This window comes from Tardiphaga sp. 37S4 (assembly GCF_021044645.1).
Classification (GTDB): Bacteria; Pseudomonadota; Alphaproteobacteria; order Rhizobiales; family Xanthobacteraceae; genus Tardiphaga; species Tardiphaga robiniae.
Genome location: NZ_CP088008.1, coordinates 63,160 through 84,654, shown reverse-complemented (window position 1 = coordinate 84,654; position 21,495 = coordinate 63,160). Strand labels below are relative to the sequence as shown.

The 21,495-nt window shown below is 63.5% G+C and carries 19 protein-coding genes; 9 read left to right on the top strand and 10 right to left on the bottom strand.

All coding sequences use genetic code 11. From position 1 onward, the window contains the following. The first annotated feature begins 99 nt into the window (after positions 1–99). Positions 100–882 carry a histidinol-phosphatase gene (gene hisN, locus LPB73_RS00420; RefSeq protein WP_231079163.1) on the top strand — a complete coding sequence of 261 codons (783 nt, stop codon included), beginning with the start codon at positions 100–102 and terminating at the stop codon, positions 880–882. Positions 883–892: 10 nt separating this feature from the next. Here hisN and LPB73_RS00415 read toward each other — a convergent pair whose 3' ends face one another. Further along, positions 893–1,786, bottom strand: coding sequence for a LysR substrate-binding domain-containing protein (locus LPB73_RS00415; RefSeq protein WP_120287186.1), 894 nt, complete (start codon positions 1,784–1,786; stop codon positions 893–895). A 94-nt stretch (positions 1,787–1,880) separates the two neighbouring features. Between LPB73_RS00415 and LPB73_RS00410 the strand changes: the two genes are divergently transcribed. Then, positions 1,881–2,633: a sulfite exporter TauE/SafE family protein gene (locus tag LPB73_RS00410; protein WP_120288012.1), complete on the top strand. Its 753-nt coding sequence runs from the start codon at positions 1,881–1,883 to the stop codon at positions 2,631–2,633. Here LPB73_RS00410 and LPB73_RS00405 read toward each other — a convergent pair whose 3' ends face one another. Then, on the bottom strand, positions 2,634–3,272 hold the full coding sequence (locus tag LPB73_RS00405) for a LysE family translocator (RefSeq protein ID WP_120287187.1): 639 nt from the start codon (positions 3,270–3,272) through the stop codon (positions 2,634–2,636). It abuts the gene before it with no gap. A gap of 12 nt (positions 3,273–3,284) precedes the next feature. After that, on the bottom strand, positions 3,285–4,232 hold the full coding sequence (locus LPB73_RS00400; RefSeq protein ID WP_120287188.1) for an alpha/beta fold hydrolase: 948 nt from the start codon (positions 4,230–4,232) through the stop codon (positions 3,285–3,287). A gap of 199 nt (positions 4,233–4,431) precedes the next feature. Between LPB73_RS00400 and LPB73_RS00395 the strand changes: the two genes are divergently transcribed. Beyond that, positions 4,432–4,908, top strand: a complete 477-nt coding sequence (locus tag LPB73_RS00395) for an Hsp20 family protein (protein ID WP_068730352.1) — start codon at positions 4,432–4,434, stop codon at positions 4,906–4,908. Positions 4,909–5,007: 99 nt separating this feature from the next. Here the strand turns inward: LPB73_RS00395 and LPB73_RS00390 are convergent, their stop codons facing one another. Then, positions 5,008–5,853, bottom strand: coding sequence for a hypothetical protein (locus tag LPB73_RS00390; RefSeq protein WP_184512060.1), 846 nt, complete (start codon positions 5,851–5,853; stop codon positions 5,008–5,010). A gap of 547 nt (positions 5,854–6,400) precedes the next feature. On the opposite strand from LPB73_RS00390, the gene gltB reads away from it, so the two are divergent. Both gltB and LPB73_RS00380 read left to right on the top strand, forming a co-directional pair. Beyond that, positions 6,401–11,158 (top strand): glutamate synthase large subunit, encoded by a 4,758-nt coding sequence (gene gltB / locus LPB73_RS00385; RefSeq protein WP_231079156.1) that lies wholly within the window; start codon positions 6,401–6,403, stop codon positions 11,156–11,158. A 147-nt stretch (positions 11,159–11,305) separates the two neighbouring features. Then, positions 11,306–12,763, top strand: coding sequence for a glutamate synthase subunit beta (locus LPB73_RS00380; protein ID WP_231079153.1), 1,458 nt, complete (start codon positions 11,306–11,308; stop codon positions 12,761–12,763). A 145-nt stretch (positions 12,764–12,908) separates the two neighbouring features. Here LPB73_RS00380 and LPB73_RS00375 read toward each other — a convergent pair whose 3' ends face one another. Then, positions 12,909–13,211 carry an endonuclease domain-containing protein gene (locus LPB73_RS00375; protein ID WP_231079152.1) on the bottom strand — a complete coding sequence of 101 codons (303 nt, stop codon included), beginning with the start codon at positions 13,209–13,211 and terminating at the stop codon, positions 12,909–12,911. A gap of 153 nt (positions 13,212–13,364) precedes the next feature. Beyond that, the gene (locus LPB73_RS00370; RefSeq protein ID WP_231079150.1) at positions 13,365–13,871 is read right to left on the bottom strand and encodes an adenylate kinase; all 507 of its coding nucleotides are present in this window, start codon (positions 13,869–13,871) and stop codon (positions 13,365–13,367) included. 724 nt (positions 13,872–14,595) lie between these two features. Here LPB73_RS00370 and LPB73_RS00365 point away from each other — a divergent pair. Continuing rightward, positions 14,596–14,976 carry a DUF930 domain-containing protein gene (locus tag LPB73_RS00365; protein WP_120287194.1) on the top strand — a complete coding sequence of 127 codons (381 nt, stop codon included), beginning with the start codon at positions 14,596–14,598 and terminating at the stop codon, positions 14,974–14,976. A gap of 15 nt (positions 14,977–14,991) precedes the next feature. On the opposite strand, the gene LPB73_RS00360 is transcribed toward LPB73_RS00365, so the two are convergent. Next, the gene (locus LPB73_RS00360; RefSeq protein WP_093757199.1) at positions 14,992–15,246 is read right to left on the bottom strand and encodes a PepSY domain-containing protein; all 255 of its coding nucleotides are present in this window, start codon (positions 15,244–15,246) and stop codon (positions 14,992–14,994) included. A 231-nt stretch (positions 15,247–15,477) separates the two neighbouring features. Here LPB73_RS00360 and LPB73_RS00355 point away from each other — a divergent pair, with 231 nt between their 5' ends. Beyond that, the gene (locus LPB73_RS00355; protein WP_231079145.1) at positions 15,478–17,178 is read left to right on the top strand and encodes a GDSL-type esterase/lipase family protein; all 1,701 of its coding nucleotides are present in this window, start codon (positions 15,478–15,480) and stop codon (positions 17,176–17,178) included. Positions 17,179–17,336: 158 nt separating this feature from the next. Here LPB73_RS00355 and LPB73_RS00350 read toward each other — a convergent pair whose 3' ends face one another. Beyond that, the gene (locus LPB73_RS00350) at positions 17,337–17,699 is read right to left on the bottom strand and encodes a CsbD family protein (RefSeq protein WP_089266232.1); all 363 of its coding nucleotides are present in this window, start codon (positions 17,697–17,699) and stop codon (positions 17,337–17,339) included. Between the two features lie 82 nt (positions 17,700–17,781). Continuing rightward, positions 17,782–18,516 (bottom strand): SDR family NAD(P)-dependent oxidoreductase, encoded by a 735-nt coding sequence (locus tag LPB73_RS00345; RefSeq protein ID WP_175367770.1) that lies wholly within the window; start codon positions 18,514–18,516, stop codon positions 17,782–17,784. A 107-nt stretch (positions 18,517–18,623) separates the two neighbouring features. Here LPB73_RS00345 and LPB73_RS00340 point away from each other — a divergent pair, with 107 nt between their 5' ends. Continuing rightward, positions 18,624–19,403, top strand: coding sequence for an SDR family NAD(P)-dependent oxidoreductase (locus tag LPB73_RS00340; RefSeq protein WP_231079144.1), 780 nt, complete (start codon positions 18,624–18,626; stop codon positions 19,401–19,403). Positions 19,404–19,520: 117 nt separating this feature from the next. Continuing rightward, positions 19,521–20,408: a TauD/TfdA dioxygenase family protein gene (locus LPB73_RS00335; protein ID WP_231079140.1), complete on the top strand. Its 888-nt coding sequence runs from the start codon at positions 19,521–19,523 to the stop codon at positions 20,406–20,408. 52 nt (positions 20,409–20,460) lie between these two features. Here the strand turns inward: LPB73_RS00335 and LPB73_RS00330 are convergent, their stop codons facing one another. After that, positions 20,461–21,426 (bottom strand): Bug family tripartite tricarboxylate transporter substrate binding protein, encoded by a 966-nt coding sequence (locus tag LPB73_RS00330; RefSeq protein ID WP_231079139.1) that lies wholly within the window; start codon positions 21,424–21,426, stop codon positions 20,461–20,463. Between the last annotated feature and the right edge of the window lie 69 nt (positions 21,427–21,495).

The window sequence follows — 21,495 nt, the reverse complement described above, 5'->3', positions numbered from 1 at the left end:
TCGCAGAGAGATTTCGATCACCGCAGATGCGAGTCGTTGCCCTGCGCTGTATAGGAAGCGACACGTCCCCATCCAGCAGCCGCAACAAAGGACCTCTCCGTGACGGTCATCGACTTCAACGCCTTCATTGGTCGTCTTGCGACCTCGTCGGGCGAGACCATCCTGCCGTTCTTTCGCACCTCGCTGAGTATCGACAACAAGAACAGCACCGATTTCGACCCGGTCACGGAAGCCGACCGCGCTGCCGAAGCGGTGATGCGCCGGCTGATCAAGGCCAACTTCCCCCAGCACGGCATTGTTGGCGAGGAATTCGGTACCGAACGCGAAGACGCCGAATATGTCTGGGTGCTCGACCCGATCGACGGCACCAAATCCTTCATCTCCGGCTTCCCGATCTGGGGCACGCTGATCGCGCTGCTGCATCGGGGCACACCGGTCTATGGCATGATGCACCAGCCCTATATCGGCGAGCGCTTCAGCGGCGACAGCGGCTCGGCGCGCTACCAGGGCCCCAACAACACCACCCGCAAGCTTGCCGTGCGCCGCTGCGCATCGCTGAAGGACGCCACGCTGTTCACCACCAGCCCGCGGCTGATGGGCGACGCCGATCGCGCAAAATTTCACTACGTCGAAAAAGGCGTGCGGCTGACGCGCTACGGCGGCGATTGCTATTCCTATTGCATGCTCGCCGCTGGTCATCTCGACCTCGTCATCGAGACCGAGCTGAAGCCCTACGATATCGCAGCCCTGATCCCGATCATCACCGGCGCCGGCGGCGTGGTGACAACGTGGGAGGGCAAGCCCGCGCAGAACGGTGGCCGCATCGTCGCCGCCGGCGACCCGCGCGTGCATGAGGCGGCGCTGAAGATCCTCAACGCCTGATCGGGCACTGCTACGCCCGCGCTGCAGCCCGCAGATGCTCGATCATCTGCTGCGCGGGACGGGATAACGTCTTCAGGCTGCGAAAGCAGATCGCCAGTCTGCGGTTCGCCCAGGGATCGCGAATGCGGATCAGCGCCAGCGCCGTCGACCGCGCGCAGCGCCGTGCGGCGACTTCCGGCACAATCGCAATGCCGACCCCCGCCGCCGCCATCTGACACATCGCATCGAAATCCCGCATCTGCGCTCGGTAGCGCAGTCGCGCGCCCAGCTTCGCCGCATATTTGCCGATGTGGTTCTGCAGCGCGGTCGCGTTGGTGAGGCCGATGAAGTCGCGGTCGATGATCTCATGGAAATCGATATGTCGCCGGCCGGCGAGATCGCTGCGCGGCGCCGTCACCAGCATCAGCCGGTCTTCGTTGAAGGTGAAGCGTTCCAGACTGTCCGGCAGCGTATGCTCGGCAGCGAAGCCGAAATCGGCGATGCCGGCGGCGATCGCCTGGGCGATATCGGCGCTCTCGCGCTCCTCGACCTCGAGGCTGACATTGGGGTGCTCGCGTAGGAAACTCGCAAGCGCCTTCGGCAGATGTTCGGACAGGCCCACCGTATTGGCCAGCATCGACACACTGGCCTTCATGCCATTGGCATAGGCCGCCATGTCGCCGCGCATGGTCTCGACATTCTGCATGACGATGCGGGCATGGCCGAGCAGGCTCTCGCCAGCCGCCGTCAGCGTAACGCCGCGCCGGCCCCGTTTCAGCAATGGCACGCCGATCGTCGCCTCCAGCCCCTTGATTCTCGCACTAGCCGAAGCCAGCGCCAGATTGGCAGCGGCAGCACCCGCGGTGATACTGCGCGCCTCGGCCACCGCGACGAACAGCCTGAGATCGACAAGGTCGGCATGCATGGTGTTCTCCGCGCCAGCCTTCGTTAAAGACGAAGGCTTTCTCCGTAACCTCCAGATTGTGCCTGTGCAGCCGATCGGTCAATGTGCCTGCATCATGTTCGATTCCTCACTCATTCTGATCGCTGCAGTCTTCGCGCTCGCCGGCTTCGTCAAAGGGGTCATCGGCCTCGGCCTCCCGACCGTTTCGATGGGCCTGCTCGCCGTCGCCATGCCGCCGGTGCAGGCGCTGGCCATCGTCATCGCCCCCGCGATCGTCACCAATATCTGGCAGACTTTCGTCGGCGGCTATTTGCGCGACATCATCCGCCGGCTGTGGCCGCTGATGCTCGGCACCGCTTTCGGTATCTGGAGCAGCGGCGGGCTGATGACCGGCCCCTATGCGCGCTACGGCACCGTCGTGCTCGGCATCCTGCTGGTGATCTATGGTGCCATCAGCCTCGTGAAATTCCAGCTAAGCGTCGCAAAACAGAACGAAGGGTGGGTCGGCGGCGTCGTCGGCCTTGTCACCGGTGTCGTCGCTGCCGCCACCGGCGTGCAGGTGATCCCGTCGATGCCCTTCATGCAGTCGATTGGCATGGAAAAGGACGAGCTGATCCAGGCGCTCGGTGTCTATTTCACCGTCTGTACTCTCGCACAGGCCTTCAACCTCTCCAGCGCCGGTCTGCTGAATGCTTCCATAGCGCTGTCGGGCCTCGTTGCCATGGTGATGGCCTTTGCCGGCATGTTCATCGGCCAGATGGTGCGTATGCGGATGCATCCCGACCAATTCCGCCGCTGGTTCCTGATCGCGATGATGCTGCTCGGCGTCTATCTGGCCGGCGTCGAGACGTGGGAAATTCTGAAGTAACTAACGCGTCTCCAGCATCGCCACGCGGATGCCGAGATAGATGAAGACGCCGCCGAGGGCGCGGTTGATCCACATCATTGCCTGACTGGATCGCCGGACGCGGCTGGCGGCTTTGGCCGCGACAATGGCCGTGCCGAGCCCCCAGATCGTGCCCGTGCTGATGAAGATCAGCCCAAGTACGATGAAAGCCAACGCCTTGCTGGGCGCATCCACGTCGACGAATTGCGGCAGGAAGGCGAGAAAGAACAGCGCCACCTTCGGGTTCAGCGCGTTGGTGAAGGCGCCCTGCCAGAACACCTGCCGAAGCGACAGCAGCGGCTTTTCCGCAGCGTCGTTCGTTGCAACTGTCGATGCCCGCGCACGCAGCATCTGCACGCCGGTGTAAAGCAGATAGGCCGCACCGATCCATTTCACCGCTGTGAAGGCATAGGACGAGGCCGCCAGCAGCGCCGACAATCCGACCGCCGCGGCGAACACATGGACGAGGCATCCCGCACTGATCCCCAGCGCCGCCGCGACACCGCCACGCCAGCCCATCTGCACGCTGCGCCCGACGATATAGGCCGTGTCCGGCCCCGGCGTGATGTTGAGCAGGATGCCGGACAGGATGAAGAGCCAGAGGCCGTGAATACCAAGCATAGGATGTGTCCGTTATTTGAACAGCGGCGTCCCCGGCACGAATGCATCGAACGCCGCCCAGAATTGCTGCCGGTAGCGATCCTGTTCCTGCAGGATCTCGTGACGGGAGCCGGCGATCACCAGATGCGACCCGGCACGCAGGTGATAGGCGAATTCCTCGATGGCCGGCGTCGACACGACCTGGTCGTTGCTGGCCGCCAGCATCAGGATCGGCTGACGGATCTTCACGGGATAGCTGGCCTCGCGAAAGCCATGCATCCCACGGATCGCCGTATCGGCCCAGGCCACCGTCGGCGAGCCGATGCCGAGCGTCGCGTCCTCTTCGAGGATTGCCGCGTTGCGCGCATAGCGCACAGGATCGCTGGTCAGCTTGTTGTTGGGGAATGACGAGGTCCCGACCAGCTCACCATTGCCGCCGGGAATGTAGTTGCCGCCCTGCCCGGTCCAGCGCATGACACGCAACAGCAGCCGCGCCGGCAGCGAGGTCGAACGGCCCGGCAGATCGATCATCGGCGCCGACAGCACCATGCGATCGAACCAGCGCTTGCCGGAATGCGCCACACGCAGCATCACCGCGCCGCCCATCGAATGCGCCAGCGCGAAATAGGGCGGAGGGCAATCCGGCATCACCACCTGCTGCACGAAACTTTCGACGTCGATCTCGAAATCCGAGAAGCTGCGCACATAGCCCTTGCGGCCATCGCGCAACTGCCGCGACGAATGGCCCTGCCCGCGCCAGTCGATCATGGCCACTGCAAAGCCGCGGTCGCGCAGGTCGCGCACGGTCTCGAAATACTTCTCGATATATTCGCCGCGCCCGCTGAACACGCAGACCGTGCCCTTGCGCCCGGTCGTCGGCGCCCAGCGCGCGAAACGTAGCTCAGCGCCGTCCGGCGTCTTGATGGTGCCGGACACGGCCCCCTCGGGAACGGGGTTGGCGGGAATGGAGACGAGCGTCATGGCGGGGGACCGGTTAGGCAAAAAACGCGGGATTTCAAGGGCGGGAGACAGGTCGGCGCGAATCTTTCGGCCCCCCTTGCGAGCCGCCAGACCCCTCCCATATCAGCTTCATGCAGGCCTCTCTAGGCTGCATGACACGAAAGCCCGGCCCTTATGGCGGGCGGGTTATTGCAACAGTCGCTCAATGGAGGACTATCCAATGCGTAGCTATGATCTCACCCCGTTTTATCGTTCCACCGTCGGTTTCGACCGCCTGTTCAATCTGCTCGATCAGAGCACAGGTGACGCAGCGCCGGGCTATCCGCCCTACAATATCGAGCGCACCGGCGAGAACGAGTACCGTATCAGCGTCGCCGTTTCCGGCTTTGCGCAAAACGAACTCTCCATCGTCGCTAAGGAAAACACGCTGACGATCAAGGGCGAGAAGGCTGCCAACGAGAATGGCAGCAAGGCCGAAGTGCTCTATCGCGGCATCGCCGCCCGTGCCTTTGAACGCGCCTTCCAGCTTGCCGATTTCGTACAGGTGAAGAACGCCTCGCTCGAGAACGGCCTGCTTCATGTGGACCTCGTCCGTGAGATCCCGGAAGCCAAGAAACCCCGCAGCATTCCGATTTCCACCAGCGCGGTCAGCGCACCGCAGGTGGTTGACGGCTCGGCCGAGAAAGTCGCCGCGTAACCGCGACTTTGTACTTGAAGTATGTGAACTGAAGTAAGTGTAGTTGTTGAACGAACGCCCCGGAGCAATCCGGGGCGTTTTTTCTTGATCCGGCCCGGACTATTCCAGCCCCTGGGCAGGAGGCGGCGTTTCCGCAGCCGGCGGTGTCGCAGGCTTTGCTTCTGTCGCCGGCGCAGCGACTGTCGGAGCAACAGCGTCCTTCTTCTCGGGCACTGCCGGTGTTGCCGGAGCAGCCCCGGTCGTTTCCGGCGCCTTCGTCTCGGCGGGCTTCTGCTCCGTCACGGCCGATTGCTGCACGGGCGCAGCGGCCGGCGGCGTTTCAGGTGGTTTGACTGCGACCGGCTTGGTCTCGGCTGGCGTAACAGGCTTGGCCGGTGCCGCAACCGCGCGCGCCGGCGGCCGCTTCGGCAGCGGTACTGTCGTCGTGCGGCTCGCAACCTTCGGCGCGGGCGTTGCCGTCCCGGCCGTAAACGGCGGGCGGCGATATTGCGGCAGGGTCGGCACTGCGCCTTGCGGGCCGTAGCGCGTGTCGATTTCCTCGCTCATCCGGTCGCCCATGCGATAGGCCGGAATGAAGCGCAGGATGCGTCCGCTCCGCGCATCGATCACCAGCCGGCCGTCCTCGCCGTCGAGATCGATCGCCGCGACCGTGTAGATGAGGCCGCGCTGCTGCGGCATGCCGAGGGCGGAGAAGCCGGCCTCGCGCAGGATCGAATAGACCTCACGCAGCGGCAGCACCGCCAGATCATAGCCACGGCGCAACACGCCATAGGGGCGCGGCTCCGCATATTCCACGGGCGGCATAGCCGCATAGGGACCGCCGACATCGGAGACCTGCGCCACAACGGCAACGTCGCCGCGCATCGGCGGCAGCGCCTGCGCCTGTGCAGCACCACTCGCCAGCAACAGACCGGCCGAGGCCAGACATCCCACAAGTACCTTCATTGCATGCTCCTTCGACGCCCCCGCGCCCGGAGAGTGTTCAACTTCCTGAACCTCACGCTTCGCTCGCCTGCCAGCACCGCTGCCACAGGCGTTAACGAGCACTGCGCAACCTCACCGCTGAATCCGGCAGCCCTTGGGCCAGCCTTTGGCCGGAACGCGGCACCTCCGGGCTGAATGTGTCCACGCCAGCTTGGACAATTTGGCATGCGTTGTTGCTATGCGACGACGGACTCAAGCGCGCTTGTGTGCTAGATAAAAATTTGGCAAAGTCCTGGTTAGGACAGCATCACTGTCGCAATTTTTGGTGGCAAATCCGGCACAGGGTTTGCAACATAAGCAGGCGTCGCGACTAAAAAACACGCCTGCTGAGACGAAATGCCTTTAAGGCGAGATATGGGGTGGCCGCCGGGGACGATGGGCACCACCAGTCTGAATTCTGAAAACGAGGCTCGCAAGACGCGCGAGCGGTAGCCCGAACGGGTTCCGCGAGCGTCAAAGGTGCGCCGACAAGGGTGGCAGAACCCCGACGGGGGTTGAGAGGACGAAGATGAGCGGATCAGAGCACGAGCGCCAATTGATCGAAACCGGCACGCATTCGGCGGCCCCGGCTATCAAATCGGCTAACGTGAAAGACACCGCCATCAAACCGGAACTCCATACCTACCGTCCGCCGGCGCTGGGCCTCTATGACCCGTCGCAGGAAAAGGACGCCTGTGGCGTCGGCTTCATTGCCAACATCAAGGGCCGCAAGTCGCATCAGATTGTGTCTGACGCGATCAGCATCCTGTGCAACCTCGAGCACCGCGGCGCCACCGGCGCAGATCCGCGCTTTGGCGACGGCGCCGGTATTCTGGTGCAGATCCCGCATAAGTTCTTCGTCCGCAAGACTGCGGAACTCGGCTTCAGCCTGCCGGAGCCTGGCCAATACGCCATCGGCGCGCTGTTCATGCCGCGTGATACCGCGTGGCGGAAAGTCATTCAGGGCATCATCGGCGACCAGATTAAGGCCGAAGGCCTGAAGCTGCTCGGCTGGCGCGACGTCCCGACCGACAACGCATCGCTCGGCGAAAGCGTGAAGCCGACCGAGCCTGCCAACATGCAAGTCTTCATCGGCATCGGCAAAGCCAAGATCGCCGACGAGGACGAATTCGAACGTCGTCTGTACATTCTCCGCAAGTCGATCTCGCAGGCGATCTATCAGCGCCGCGAGCGCGGCCTTGCCGGCTACTATCCGTGCTCGATGTCGTGTCGCACGATCATCTACAAGGGCATGTTCCTCGCCGACCAGCTCGGCAGCTACTATGCCGACCTGCACGAAGAGGATTTCGAAAGCGCGCTGGCACTGGTGCATCAGCGCTTCTCGACCAACACCTTCCCGACCTGGTCGCTGGCGCATCCCTACCGCATGGTCGCGCACAACGGCGAAATCAACACGCTGCGCGGCAACGTCAACTGGATGGCGGCGCGTCAGGCGTCGATCGAGTCCGAACTGTATGGCAAGGACATCAGCCGTCTGTGGCCGATCTCCTATGAAGGCCAGTCGGACACTGCCTGCTTCGACAACGCGCTCGAATTCCTGGTGCAGGGCGGCTACTCGCTGCCCCACGCCGTGATGATGATGATTCCGGAAGCCTGGGCCGGCAATCCCCTGATGGATGAGCAGCGCCGCGCCTTCTACGAATATCACGCCGCGATGATGGAGCCGTGGGACGGTCCTGCTGCGCTTGCTTTCACCGACGGTCGCCAGATCGGCGCGACGCTGGACCGTAACGGTCTGCGCCCCGCACGTTATCTCGTCACCAAGGACGACCGCATCGTGATGGCGTCCGAAATGGGCGTGCTGGCGATTCCGGAAGAAGACATCATCACCAAGTGGCGTCTGCAGCCCGGCAAGATGCTGCTGGTCGACCTCGTCCAGGGCCGTCTGATCCCTGACGACGAGATCAAGGCGACGCTGGCCGCAAGTCATCCCTATAGCGAGTGGCTTGAACACACCCAGATCGTTCTGGAAGAGCTCCCGGACGCGGCGGCCAAGGGCCAGCGCTCCAACCTGCCGCTGCTCGATCGCCAACAGGCCTTTGGCTACACCCAGGAAGACGTCACCATCCTGCTGACGCCGATGGCGTCGCAGGGCGAGGAAGCGTCGGGCTCCATGGGCACCGACACGCCGATCTCGGCGCTGTCGAGCAAGCCGAAGCCGCTGTTCACCTATTTCAAGCAGAACTTCGCGCAGGTCACCAACCCGCCGATCGATCCGATCCGCGAAGAGCTCGTCATGAGCCTCGTCTCGATCATCGGACCGCGGCCGAACCTGTTCGACCTGCAGGGCGTTGCCACCACCAAGCGTCTCGAAGTGCGCCAGCCGATCCTGACCGACCAGGATCTCGAAAAGATCCGCTCGATCACCGATGTCGCCGAGTCGCACTTTGTCTCGCGCACCCTCGACACCACCTTCCATGCCGGTTTCGGCGCGGCAGGCATGGAGCAGGTGCTCGATGAACTGTGCGCCCGCGCCGAAGCCGCGGTGCGCGAAGGCGTCAACATCATCATCCTGTCCGACCGCATGGCTGGCTCGGATCGCATTCCGATCCCGTCGCTGCTGGCCTGCGCCTCCGTGCATCACCACCTGATCCGCACTGGCCTGCGCACCTCGGTGGGCCTGGTCGTCGAATCCGGCGAACCGCGCGAAGTGCATCACTTCGCCTGCCTCGCCGGCTATGGCGCGGAAGCGATCAACCCGTATCTGGCGTTCGAATCCATCATCGCCATGAAGGACCGGCTGCCGGTGCAGCTCGACGACTACGAAATCGTCAAGCGCTTCATCAAGTCGATCGGCAAGGGCCTGCTCAAGGTCATGTCGAAGATGGGCATCTCGACCTACCAGTCTTACTGCGGCGCCCAGATCTTCGACGCCGTCGGCCTGCGTCAGGAATTCGTGACGAAGTACTTCACCGGCACCCACACCAAGATCGAAGGCGTCGGCCTCGCCGAAATCGCCGAGGAGACCGTGCGTCGCCACAACGAGGCGTTCGGCGAGATCCAGATCTACAAGACCGCGCTCGATGTCGGCGGCGAATACGCCTATCGCAGCCGTGGTGAAGACCATGCGTGGAACGCCGAGTCGGTGTCGCTGCTGCAGCATGCCGTGCGCGGCAACTCGCAGGATCGTTATCGCGCCTTCGCCAAGATCCTCAACGAACAGTCCGAGCGTCTGCTGACGCTGCGCGGTCTGTTCAAGATCAAGACGGCCGAAGACGAGAAGCGCAAGCCTGTGCCGCTCGACGAAGTCGAATCCGCCGCGGACATCGTCAAGCGCTTTGCCACCGGCGCCATGTCCTACGGCTCGATCTCGCGCGAGGCGCATACCACGCTGGCCATCGCCATGAACCGGATCGGCGGCAAGTCGAACACCGGCGAAGGCGGCGAGGAGTCGGATCGCTACAAGCCCATGCCGAATGGCGACAGCATGCGTTCGGCGATCAAGCAGGTCGCGTCCGGCCGTTTCGGCGTCACCACGGAATATCTCGTCAATTCCGACATGATGCAGATCAAGATGGCGCAGGGCGCGAAGCCCGGCGAAGGCGGTCAGTTGCCCGGCCACAAGGTCGACGCGACGATTGCCGCCGTCCGCCATTCGACCCCGGGCGTCGGTCTCATTTCGCCGCCGCCGCATCACGACATCTATTCGATCGAAGACATCGCGCAGCTGATCTACGACCTCAAGAACGTCAATCCGACGGGCCAGGTCTCGGTCAAGCTGGTGTCGGAAATCGGCGTCGGCACGGTCGCCGCGGGCGTCGCCAAGGCGCGCGCGGACCATGTCACCATCGCCGGCTTCGAAGGCGGTACCGGCGCGTCGCCGCTGACCTCGATCAAGCATGCGGGTTCGCCGTGGGAAATCGGTCTTGCCGAAACCCATCAGACCCTCGTGCGCGAGCGGCTGCGTAGCCGCATCATCGTCCAGGTCGACGGCGGCTTCCGCACCGGCCGTGACGTCGTCATCGGCGCGCTCCTCGGCGCCGACGAATTCGGCTTCGCCACCGCGCCCTTGATCGCCGCCGGCTGCATCATGATGCGCAAGTGCCATCTCAACACCTGCCCGGTTGGTGTCGCCACCCAGGATCCGGTGCTGCGCAAGCGCTTCACCGGCCAGCCCGAGCACGTCATCAACTACTTCTTCTTCGTCGCCGAGGAAGTGCGCGAGATCATGGCCCAGCTCGGCTATCGCAACTTCGACGAGATGGTCGGCCAGGTGCAGATGCTCGACCAGTCGGCCCTCGTATCGCACTGGAAGGCCAAGGGTCTCGACTTCTCCAAGCTGTTCGTGCGCCAGCCCGAACTGCCCGGCCAGAAAATCTATCACACCGAAGATCAGGACCATCACCTGGAAGCCGTGCTCGATCGCGAGTTGATCAAGCAGGCGCAGCCCGCGCTCGATCGCGGCGCGCCGGTGAAGATCGACACCAAGATCAACAGCACCAACCGTTCGGCCGGCGCCATGCTGGCGGGCTCGGTGGCCAAGATCTACGGCCATGCCGGCCTGCCGGACGACACCATCAAGGTGTCGCTGAAGGGCACCGCCGGTCAGGCCTTCGGCGCCTGGCTGTGCAAGGGCATCACCTTCGATCTCGAAGGCGAAGGCAACGACTATGTCGGCAAGGGTCTCTCGGGCGGCAAGATCATCGTGCGTCCGCCGGCTCATTCCGCCATCGTGCCCGAAGAGTCGATCATCGTCGGCAACACCGTGATGTATGGCGCGATCGAGGGCGAATGCTACTTCCGCGGCGTCGCCGGCGAGCGTTTCGCCGTGCGTAACTCCGGTGCCGTGGCCGTCGTCGAAGGCGCCGGCGATCACTGCTGCGAATACATGACCGGCGGCATCGTCGTGGTGCTGGGCAAGACCGGCCGTAACTTCGCGGCCGGCATGTCCGGCGGCGTGGCTTACGTGCTCGACGAAACCGGCGACTTCCCGAAGCTGTGCAACATGGCGATGGTCGAACTCGAACCGGTTCTCTCGGAAGAGATGATCGCCGAGAACACCTATCACCACTCCGGCGATCTCGAAGCCCATGGCAAGGTGGACGTATTCGCCAACTTGCTCGATAGCGACATCGAGCGCCTGCATGTGCTGATCACGCGTCACGCGAAATATGCCGGCTCGGCCAAGGCTGCGATGATCCTCGCGGACTGGAAAACCTGGCTGCCGAAATTCCGCAAGGTGATGCCGGTCGAGTACCGCCGCGCGCTGCGCGAGTTGAAAGCGAAAAGCGCCGAGGCCGAACCGCAGATCGCGATCGGCGCGTAAGGAAAAAGGCCCTCATGGTGAGGAGGCGCGCAGCGCCGTCTCGAACCATGAGGGACAAATCACGCATCCTTCGAGACGCGGCCAAGTGGCCGCTCCTCAGGATGAGGACGGAATTTGGAACTTAAGAGTTCAGAGGCGTCAGTTGTAATGGGCAAGATCACGGGTTTTCTGGAAATCGATCGTCACGACCGCAAGTATGCGCCGGTTGCCGAGCGCCTGAAGGGCTATAACGAGTTCGTCATTCCGCTCAGTGAGAAAGACACCCGCGATCAGGCCGCGCGCTGCATGAATTGCGGCATTCCCTATTGCCACGGCACCGGCTCGGTTCAGCCCGGCACGCCCGGCTGCCCGGTCAACAACCAGATCCCGGACTGGAACGACCTCGTCTATAGCGGCAACTGGGAAGAAGCCTCGCGCAACCTGCACTCGACCAACAACTTCCCGGAATTCACCGGCCGCATCTGTCCGGCACCGTGCGAAGCCTCGTGCACGCTGAACATCGATGACAACCCGGTCACCATCAAGACCATCGAATGCGCCATCGTCGACAAGGCATGGGACAATGGCTGGCTGAAGCCGCAGGTCTCCGCTGTGAAGACCGGCCGCAAGGTCGCCGTGATCGGCGCCGGTCCCGCCGGCATGGCCTGCGCACAGCAGCTCGCGCGCGCCGGCCACGACGTCCATGTCTATGAGAAGTTCGCCAAGGCCGGCGGGTTGATGCGCTATGGCATTCCCGACTTCAAGATGGAAAAGCACATCATCGATCGCCGCGTCGCGCAGATGGAAGGCGAAGGCGTCACCTTCCATTACGGCAAGGCTGTCGGCGGCACATCACCCGGCGCCATCGACCCCGCCGAATTGCTCAAGGAATATGAAGCCATCGCGCTGACCGGCGGCGCCGAGCACGGCCGCGACCTGCCGATCCCCGGCCGCGAATTCGACGGCATCCATTTCGCGATGGACTTCCTGCCGCAGCAGAACCGCCGCGTCGGCAACGAGCCGCTCGGCGACGTCAAGGAGATCCTGGCCGGCGGCAAGCATGTCGTCGTCATCGGCGGCGGCGACACCGGCTCCGACTGCATCGGCACCTCGCTGCGTCAGGGCGCGCTGTCGGTGACCCAGCTCGAAATCATGCCGGCTCCGCCCGAGCAGGAGAACAAGGGTCTGACCTGGCCGAACTGGCCGCTGAAGATGCGGACCTCGTCGAGCCAGGCCGAAGGCGCCAAGCGCGAATTCGCCGTGCTGACGCAAAGCTTCGAAGGCGTAGACGGCAAGGTCACCAAGCTGAACTGCGTGCAAGTCGACGACAAGTTCAAGCCGATCCCCGGCTCGGAATTTGCGCTGCAGGCCGATCTCGTGCTGCTGGCCATGGGCTTCGTCCATCCCGTCCACGAAGGCATGCTGAAGACCCTCGGCGTCGATCTCGACCAGCGCGGCAACGTCCGCGCCCCGACGACCGATTTCGCGACCTCGCTGCCCAAGGTGTTCTCCGCCGGCGACATGCGCCGCGGCCAGTCACTGGTGGTCTGGGCGATCCGCGAAGGCCGCCTGTGCGCCCGCGCCATCGATCAGGCGCTGATGGGGACGACGACGCTGCCGAGGTAAGGGCCGCAGTTTCAAACACTACGCTTCAAGAGCCGCGCAACTCAGTTGCCGCGGCTCTTTTCTTATCCCTCCCCCTTGTGGGGAGGGTGGACGGCCGTAAGGCCGGCCGGGTGGGGGGAGCCCAGAGCTCCGATTATCGACTCCATCACGCCATCCAGATTCCGATCCACCTCGAAATTCCAGAACCGCATCCGCGAAATCCCTCGCCGCGCAAGAACGCATCCCGCGCTTCATCCCGACGCGCCGCCTCATCGAAATTATGCTGTCCGCCATCGACTTCGATGACCAGACACTCACGAAACGACACGAAGTCCACGATGATGTGCTTGATCGGCGCCTGCCGTCGAAAGTGAAAACCGAGCGGCTTCAGCGCACGCAGCTTCACCCACAGCTTCGACTCCTGCGGCGTCAGGTTTTTTCGGAGTACACGCGCATATGCGTTCGCCACGCCGTCCTCGCTTGCTGCACCACCCCACCCGACCGGCCTGTCGGCCGGCCACCCTCCCCACTGCCCGCAGCTTCGCTGCGCTTGAGGGAGGGATAAGAAGCGCGCGTCGATGCTTAATTGTACAGGTTCATGATGCTATCAAAAGCTGGCAGATCATGCCGTGCGCTGGCCCGCGATAAACGCCGTCAACTCTGCCGGCCTCGTAAACCGATGCACCTCGCCGGCAAAGTCCGCCATGCGCTCCATGTCACGCGCACGCTGGTCGCGCCTGTAGTTCATGACAAAATGCAGAAACTCCACATCGAAACGTTCTGGACATCCCGGCCCCGTATCGACACGCACCCGTCCCCAGCCCAAGGTCGTCCGACGCAAAACGCGCCACAGGCAAAGCCCGGTCGGATAATCCAGATGGATCAGCGTATCCGCGCGCGCCAGACGCGACACAAGCGTGCCACTGTAATTTCCATCCATGATCCAGCACGGTTCAGCCGCCAACGTCTCGACTGTCGTGCGCCAGACGTTGCTATCGGGCATGCGCCAACCAGGCTGCCAATAGTGACGGTCGAGATGGATCACCGGCAGGCCAGTGATTTCAGACAGCGCACGAGCTGCCGTACTCTTTCCCGCGCCTGGACAGCCAACAATCAAGATGCGTTTCAAAACAAGAACTCCGCGGAGCAGCAATGCCCTTTCCCCGCTCTTGCATAACGCAGCGAGTACGCCATGCTTGAGGGAGCAAGGGACCTTCGCCATTCTTACTCATGGCGGCTATGACTTTAACGACATATTTCGATATTGACATGATTCCTATAAAGGCTGACATTCCTATCACTCTGTCCAACGAGGGGCGCTTCTCGAGGGCGTCTTTGGAGGTGGGACAGGGTGCGGCGCCCGCGGACGTGCCTCGCAAGCACGGACTCGGGAGGTCCTGGGTAGCCGTCCGGGCCCACTACGGGGCTCTGCCGCTTGCGGCTGGACGGGTGCGGGTGAAGGCTGGCGAAAGCCGGCCGGATGACGGGCACGATGCCCGTACCCAGTACCCGGAAGCACGGCCCCGGGAACAAAAAAGTCGCGATGGAGCGCCGAAAGGCGTGCGCGCACCGAAGGTCGCTGTCGCAGGCAACCAACGGGACGCGCCACTGACGACAAAGTTGCGCCTTTCGGCGCTCTATCCTCCACATCAAAGGGGACCACCGGAAGGCCAACTTGCGCGGCGGCGCGGGACAGACGGCGCGTGCGCGCGTCGACCCCATTCATGACCGGGACTCGCACAGCGCGACCGGGCGCGCTGCGCATCCCAGAGTGGGTAGCCAGCAACCTCCGGACACGCTAAGCGGATGTCATCCCGCCGGTTCATCCTTCCAAACGTGTTGTCCCTTCCCGCATGAAATTCCTGCTTATTCCGCTCGGCCTTGTGGCGCTTGTCCCGCAGGCCCATGCCAGCGATGCCCGCTTCATGGCGGCCCTCGGCAAGCTCGATCCCAAGACCCGGCTGGAACAGGTCTGCGACTTCGAGGCGATGCGCCGGATCAGCAAGGGCGGCCCGCGCGTCGAGCGCGCCAAATCCGACGCGCTGATGCCGCCGCAACATCTCGGCAATACGATGATCGCCAAGGGCGGCGCCTATCGCGCGGGCGGCAAATGGATGCAGGTCGCCTTCACCTGCAAGGCGACGCCGGACCACAAGACGGTGCTGGATTTCACCTACAAGACGGGAACGGTCATTCCGCCCGCCAAATGGCAGTCTTTGGGACTATGGAAATAGACTAGCCTGCCGGCGTCAGTGCTTGGGCTCGTTCTTGGTGAGCGCGCCGCTATGCGGATCGACATGGACCTCGAAGGTCCGGCCGTCCTTCACGACATCGGCTTCCCAATGGCCGTCGTCGGCCTCAAGCTCTCTGATCTCCGTGTAGCCCAAGCTGCGCAGCTTCTCGGTGACCTGCTGTGCGGTCATCCAGTCCTTGCCCGGGGTATCTGCGGAAGCCCATGAGGGCAGCGCGAAAACGAGCGCAACGGCGAGCAGCAGTGACTTCATGGCAAACCTCCCTGATTTGTCACGACAACTCCGGGATTGCCGCTTTGTTCGGCACAGGCCTTGGCTGCGGCCTCGCTGTTCACCCTGCCGCTAAAAGTTCCGGGATTTGCTTGACGTTAACGCCGGGCGGCGCTTGATGGCGGGATCGCGGCTGCCCGCTTGCGGCCCGAATCCGGTAGTATGTCGAGCGGGAACCCGGGTCTGCGGACCCTGCGATTGCGGTCGAGGCGCATGTCACAGAAGCCCAACTTGCCGAGATGGCGGATCGATCACTGGCGTGCCGAAAAGGGCACGCTGATGGTGCTCGCCGTGGCGCTGGGCCTCCTGATCGGCATCGTGGCGCCGGCCTCCGCGCAGTTCTTCGGTTTCGGCGGTCCGCAGCAACCTCCTCCACGTCCGCAGCGCAATGTGCCTCAAGGCGGCGGTAGCGGCTTCGGCTGGTTCGGCGGCGGCAATGACAGCCCGTTTTTCGCGCCGTTCCAACAACAACAGGCGCCGAAGCGGGCCGCTCCGCGCGAGGACTATTCACGCGCACCATCGCCGGAAAAACGCGACGCACCGGCCGAGCGCAACGTGCTGGTGCTCGGCGACAGCATGGCCGACTGGCTCGCTTACGGCCTCGAGGACGCCTATGCCGAACAGCCCGACATGGGCGTGATCCGCAAGCACAAGACCGTCTCCGGCCTGCTGCGCTATCAGCCGAAGGGCGATCCCGCCGATTGGGCCGCGGCGGCCAAGGGCATTCTTGCCACCGAGAAGCCCGATGCGATCGTCGTCATGCTCGGCCTCAATGACCGCGTCGCAATCCGCGAGCCCGACAAGGCGGCCGAGAAGAAGGGCGCCAAGAAGGACGAAAAGAAAGACAGCGCCGCGGAAGTGAAGCCCGGCGACAAGCCGGCGGAGCCGGAAGCTGACGATGCAGATATTCCCGATCCCGGTTCGATCGTGACCGAGCGCGGCGCGCGCACCGGCGGCATGGTCGATTTCCGCGACGAGCGCTGGGGCGAACTCTACTCGAAGAAGATCGAGGAGATGATCAATGTCGTGAAGGCGAAGGGCGTACCCGTGCTGTGGGTCGGCCTGCCGGCAGTGCGCGGCACCAAGGCGACCGCCGACATGCTCTATCTCGACAATCTCTATCGCGACGCCGCGACCAAGGCCGGCATCACCTACGTCGATATCTGGGACGGCTTTGTCGACGAAGCCGGCCGCTTCCTGCAGCAGGGCCCGGATTTCGAAGGCCAGATCCGCCGGCTGCGTGCGGCCGACGGCGTCTATTTCACCAAGGCCGGCGCCCGCAAGATGGCGCATTACGTCGAGCGCGAAATCACCCGTTTGCTCTCCGGCCGCTCCGCGCCGATCGCGCTGCCGAGCGAGCCTGCGACGCCGGACCTCAATGCCGTGCCTGGCGCGCCAGCGCCGCGTCCGCTGGCCGGCCCCATCGTGCCATTGGTCGCCTCCTCGGTCGGCACCGATCAACTGCTCGGCGGCCCCGGCGTGAAGCCGGTGAGTGTCGATGCACTGGTCGCGCGTGTATTGGTCAAAGGCGAGCCACTCGCCGCACCGGCCGGCCGCGCCGATGACTTCGCCTGGCCGCGCCGCGAGATCGGCCGCGAACAGGCCAAGGGCGATGTTCCCGTCGCGGCGGCCACACCTGCTACCTCAGGCACGAGCGGCGCTGCGACGACAGGACCGGATGGCATCGTTCCGGTGATGGCAGCGCCGGCCGCACCGAAGAAAAAGCCGAAGCCCGTCATCGCCACCGAAGCGCCGTCATCCTTCGGTAGTTTCTTTGGCTTCGACGATGCGCCGCGCCGCGTGCCCGTCCAGCAGGCGCCCCAGCGCCCCCGCCCGGCCCAGGCACCCGGCCCGCGCCCGCCCGCCAATGTCGGCCCCGCCGCCTCCGCCCCCTCCGGTTTCTTCACGCGCTAATCGCGCGAAAAATTCCGACGCGAAATTTGAGAGTCAAAAAAAATCCCTCAGCCTTTGCGGGCTGAGGGATTTTTGCTTCTGGATATTTTCTTGGACGTTTTCTCAGATGCGACTGCTGACGCTTCTGCGGCGTTCGTTGTGTCAGCCGTGATCTGCTATCAATAACCGAAACGGTTCGGACGACGGCGCGGCGGACGCGTCATCAGCATCGCCAGCGCAAAGCCGATACCGCCTGCGATGAGCAGCGAGCCCAGCGGATTGTCGCGGACCTTGTCGGTGATCGCCTGCGTGCCGTCGCGATAGACGTCGCTGTCGAGTGCATCCTTGGCATAGCTGGTGGCCGCGTCCGATGCGTCGCGCACGGCATCCTTGGCCTGGCCATACAGGTTCTGCACGGTGCCCGTCGCTTCGCGCGCGCGGCCCGAGGCTTCAGTCCGCTCATCGCCCGTGGCTCGGCCGATCACACCTTCAACCTTGCCAGCCGCATCCTTGGCTGCGCCCGCAATACGGTCCTTGTCCATGTCCATTACTCCGTGAGGAAATTCTCGCCGGTGTAATGCCCGAAGCCAGTACTGGTTCCGCCGCGATGCAGGCGCCGTCAATTTAAAGGATCAAACCGCCATCGACGACCAGCGTATGACCGCAAACATAGGATGACAGCGGCGACGCAAGGAACAATGCGGCGCCGGCCATATCGGCAGGCGTGCCGAGGCGCTGCAGCGGGATCCTGGCAATCGCGCCTTCCAGCCGCTTCGGATTCGCTGTCGTGACCTTTGTCATCTTGGTGTCAACGAGCCCCGGCGCGATACCGTTGACACGGATGCCGTCTTCCGACCACGCCTGCGCCAATGTGCGCGTGAGGCCGACCGCGCCGGTCTTCGACGCATTGTAAGAGGGATTGCCCTTGGTGGCATGATAGGCCGCGGTGGAACTGACAATGATCAATCGGCCCTTGCTTGCCTTGAGCTGCGCATGAAACTTCGTCGCGCAGCCCATCAGGCTGATCAGATTGACTTCCATCACCTTGCGGAAGCCATCCATCTCGAACTCGCCGCGGCGATAGATCACAGCACCCTGCGCGAGGATCAGCACATCGACCCGATCGAGCTTCGGATCGAAGGCCTCGATGGCCGACGCGCTGCCAACATCGAGCTGGCTGTAGCCGAGGCCGTCGAGATCGGAACCTTCATCGATCGTGTAGTCGCTGGCCTTGGCGCGCGTACCGCACACATGCACGCGTGCGCCGCGCGCACGAAACGCCTGCGCCATACCATTGCCGATGCCGCTGGATCCTCCGACGATGAGCACCTGCTGGCCGCTGAAATCGAGTTCGTTCATCCCTGATCGTCCTTCTTGATTTTATCGGCACATGTTTGACCGCGCCGACGATCGGTGCAAGCCTTCAATCAAGCCTCACCATGAAGGCGCAAAATTCGGAGGATGCCTTGTCGGACTACAAACAACTCAGCCGCTCGGTGCGCGGCCTCACAGTTCTCGTCACCGGCGCTGCAAGCGGCATGGGCCGCGCGACGGCGCGCTTGTTCGGCGACGAAGGCGCCAATGTTGCCGTCACGGATATTTCGGCGGACGGGATTGCCGCGGTGTCGGATGCGATCACATCAGGCGGCGGCAGCGCACACGCATGGACCCTCGATGTCGCCGATCCCGATCGCATCCGCACAGTGGTTAGCGACGTCGCCGCGCATTTCGGCAGCCTCGATATCATCGTCAACAATGCGGGCATCTCGGTATCGACCGCGATCGACCAAGACGGCTATGACGCCGCGTGGGATCGCGCCATCGCCGTGATGCTGACCTCGCACCAGCGCATCATCCGCGCCGCGCTGCCGCACCTGCGCAAATCGCCCTCGCCGCGGATCGTCAACATCGCGTCCACCGAAGCGCTCGGCGCCACCGCACTGCACAGTCCGTATTCCGCAGCGAAGGCCGGCGTTACCGGCCTCACGCGCTCGCTCGCGGTGGAACTCGGCCGCGACGGCATCACGGTGAATTGCATCTGTCCCGGCCCGATCACGACGGGGATCACCGAACGCATCAGCGACGAACACAAGGTGATCTTCGCCAAGCGCCGCACCGTTTTGCGCCGCTACGGAGAGCCGGAAGAAGTCGCGCATATGACGCTAAGCCTCTGTCTGCCGGCCGCGTCCTATATCACAGGCGCGGTGATCCCGGTCGACGGCGGCCTCATGGCACGCAATGCTTGACGGCATTCACACCGGTTGACTTCGCACTTTGGGGGCGTAGCATTTTTCTCAAGCGGCACGGCATCGCTGGAAGCCGCAATCGAATGGGTCAACCATTCCACACGGAGGAAATTTGCAATGCCCGTGACGATCCGCAAACTGCATCCCTTTTTCGTCGGCGAAGTGACCGGCGTCGATCTGACCAAGCCGGTCAGCCCCGATGACGCCGTCGCCATCGAGCGCGGCATGGATGACTATGCCGTTCTGATATTTCCGAAGCAGGATATCACCGACGAACAGCAGCTCGCTTTCGCGCAAAATTTCGGCGAGCGAGAGAACCGAAAAGGCGGCTCCGTCACGAAGAAGGAAGACTACCGGCTCACATCGGGCCTCGCCGACGTGTCCAATCTCGGCAAGGACGGCAAGCCGCTGCCGAAAGACAGCCGGACACACCTGTTCAATCTGGGCAACTGCCTGTGGCACTCCGACAGTTCCTTCCGGCCGATTCCGGCGAAATTCTCGCTGCTGTCGGCACGCGTGGTCAATCCGAAGGGCGGCAATACCGAATTCGCCGACATGCGCGCGGCCTATGATGCGCTCGACGGTGATGCCAAGGCCGAGATCGAGGACATGATCTGCGAACACTCGCTGATGACGTCGCGAGGTGCGCTCGGCTTTCTCGACTACACCGACGAAGAGAAAGAGATGTTCAAGCCGGTGCTGCAGCGGCTGGTGCGCACCCATCCGGTGCATGGCCGGAAGTCGCTGTATCTGTCGTCGCATGCCGGCGCGATCCAGGGCATGTCGGTGCCCGAAGCCCGCGTATTGTTACGCGATCTCAACGAACACGCCACGCAGCCGCAATTCGTCTATGTCCACAAATGGACGCTGCATGACCTCGTGATGTGGGACAATCGCCAGACCATGCATCGCGTCCGCCGCTACGACCAGTCGCAGCCGCGCGACATGCGCCGGGCCACAGTCGCCGGCAATGCGCCGACGGTGGCGCAGCAGGCGGCGGAATAACCTGCCATCCAAAGACAGGCGCGCCGCACGATGCAGCGCACCCGTGTGCGTTCTAGATCCGCTCGATCTTTGCCTTCTCCAGCACCTCGCTCCAGCGCTTCACGTCGGAGGCGAGGAGATCGATGACCTCCTTCGGCTGCGAGGCCTTAGCCTGGCTGCCGAGCGACAGCAGCCGCTCCTTCACGCTCTCATCCTTGAGCAGTGTGACCGTCGCAGCGTTCAACCTTGCCACGACGTCGTCGGGAAGGCCGACCGGGCCAACGAGGCTGTACCAGCCCGGCGCGGCGTAGCCGGGAAAGCCCGCTTCGGCCACGGTGGGAATATCGGGGAAAGACGGGAAGCGTTCAGCCGTCGTCACGGCGAGTGCGCGGAACTTGCCGGCCTTGATCTGCTCGATCATCGAGATCGGCGGATCGACCATAAAGTCGATGCGCCCCGCGAGGACTTCGACAACGGCCTGAGCGCCGCCGCGAAACGGAATGTGCTGAAACTTCACGCCGGCCAACTGCCCGATCTGCTCGACGATCAGATGCGGGCCCGAGCCGACACCGGGCGTGCCGTAAGTGAGCGGCTTGTCCGGCTGCTTCTTTGCAGAAGCGATCAACTCGGCGAGATTCTTGAAGGGCGCGTCCGCATTACACGAGAACATGTAGGGCGCTTCGGAGACCTGGCAGATACCCTTGAGGTCATCGACCGGCTTGTAAGGCAGGCTCTTGTAGAAGGCCGACGACGCGCCATAGGTCGCGGTGATCAGCGAGATCGTGTAGCCGTCAGGCGCCGAGCGGGCGAGCTGCGCCCCGGCGAGCGTCGTGCCGGCGCCGGGCTTGGTTTCGACCACCACGGTCTGGCCGAGAATTTTCGACAGACCTTCGGCGAGCACACGCGAGGTTGCGTCGGTGCCACCGCCCGGCGCGAAACCGTGCAGCAGGGTGATGGACCGTTCCGGCCACGCCGCTTTGGCCTGAAATGGAAGAAGGCTTGCCGACAATCCGGCCAGCAGCGCGCGCCTGTTCAACATCGATAGTCCCCAAAGAATGCATCCAAGGGGACCAGCGTAGCATGCATGCTGCACTGCGGTATAATGTTA

Bases quoted from the DNA above. Each gene is read 5' to 3' on its own strand.
- LPB73_RS00415 (WP_120287186.1), bottom strand. From the start codon at position 1,786: ATGCATGCCGACCTTGTCGATCTCAGGCTGTTCGTCGCGGTGGCCGAG.
- LPB73_RS00410 (WP_120288012.1), top strand. From the start codon at position 1,881: ATGTTCGATTCCTCACTCATTCTGATCGCTGCAGTCTTCGCGCTCGCC.
- LPB73_RS00405 (WP_120287187.1), bottom strand. From the start codon at position 3,272: ATGCTTGGTATTCACGGCCTCTGGCTCTTCATCCTGTCCGGCATCCTG.
- LPB73_RS00400 (WP_120287188.1), bottom strand. From the start codon at position 4,232: ATGACGCTCGTCTCCATTCCCGCCAACCCCGTTCCCGAGGGGGCCGTG.
- LPB73_RS00395 (WP_068730352.1), top strand. From the start codon at position 4,432: ATGCGTAGCTATGATCTCACCCCGTTTTATCGTTCCACCGTCGGTTTC.
- LPB73_RS00390 (WP_184512060.1), bottom strand. From the start codon at position 5,853: ATGAAGGTACTTGTGGGATGTCTGGCCTCGGCCGGTCTGTTGCTGGCG.
- gltB (WP_231079156.1), top strand. From the start codon at position 6,401: ATGAGCGGATCAGAGCACGAGCGCCAATTGATCGAAACCGGCACGCAT.
- LPB73_RS00380 (WP_231079153.1), top strand. From the start codon at position 11,306: ATGGGCAAGATCACGGGTTTTCTGGAAATCGATCGTCACGACCGCAAG.
- LPB73_RS00365 (WP_120287194.1), top strand. From the start codon at position 14,596: ATGAAATTCCTGCTTATTCCGCTCGGCCTTGTGGCGCTTGTCCCGCAG.
- LPB73_RS00360 (WP_093757199.1), bottom strand. From the start codon at position 15,246: ATGAAGTCACTGCTGCTCGCCGTTGCGCTCGTTTTCGCGCTGCCCTCA.
- LPB73_RS00355 (WP_231079145.1), top strand. From the start codon at position 15,478: ATGTCACAGAAGCCCAACTTGCCGAGATGGCGGATCGATCACTGGCGT.
- LPB73_RS00350 (WP_089266232.1), bottom strand. From the start codon at position 17,699: ATGGACAAGGACCGTATTGCGGGCGCAGCCAAGGATGCGGCTGGCAAG.
- LPB73_RS00345 (WP_175367770.1), bottom strand. From the start codon at position 18,516: ATGAACGAACTCGATTTCAGCGGCCAGCAGGTGCTCATCGTCGGAGGA.
- LPB73_RS00335 (WP_231079140.1), top strand. From the start codon at position 19,521: ATGCCCGTGACGATCCGCAAACTGCATCCCTTTTTCGTCGGCGAAGTG.
- LPB73_RS00330 (WP_231079139.1), bottom strand. From the start codon at position 21,426: ATGTTGAACAGGCGCGCGCTGCTGGCCGGATTGTCGGCAAGCCTTCTT.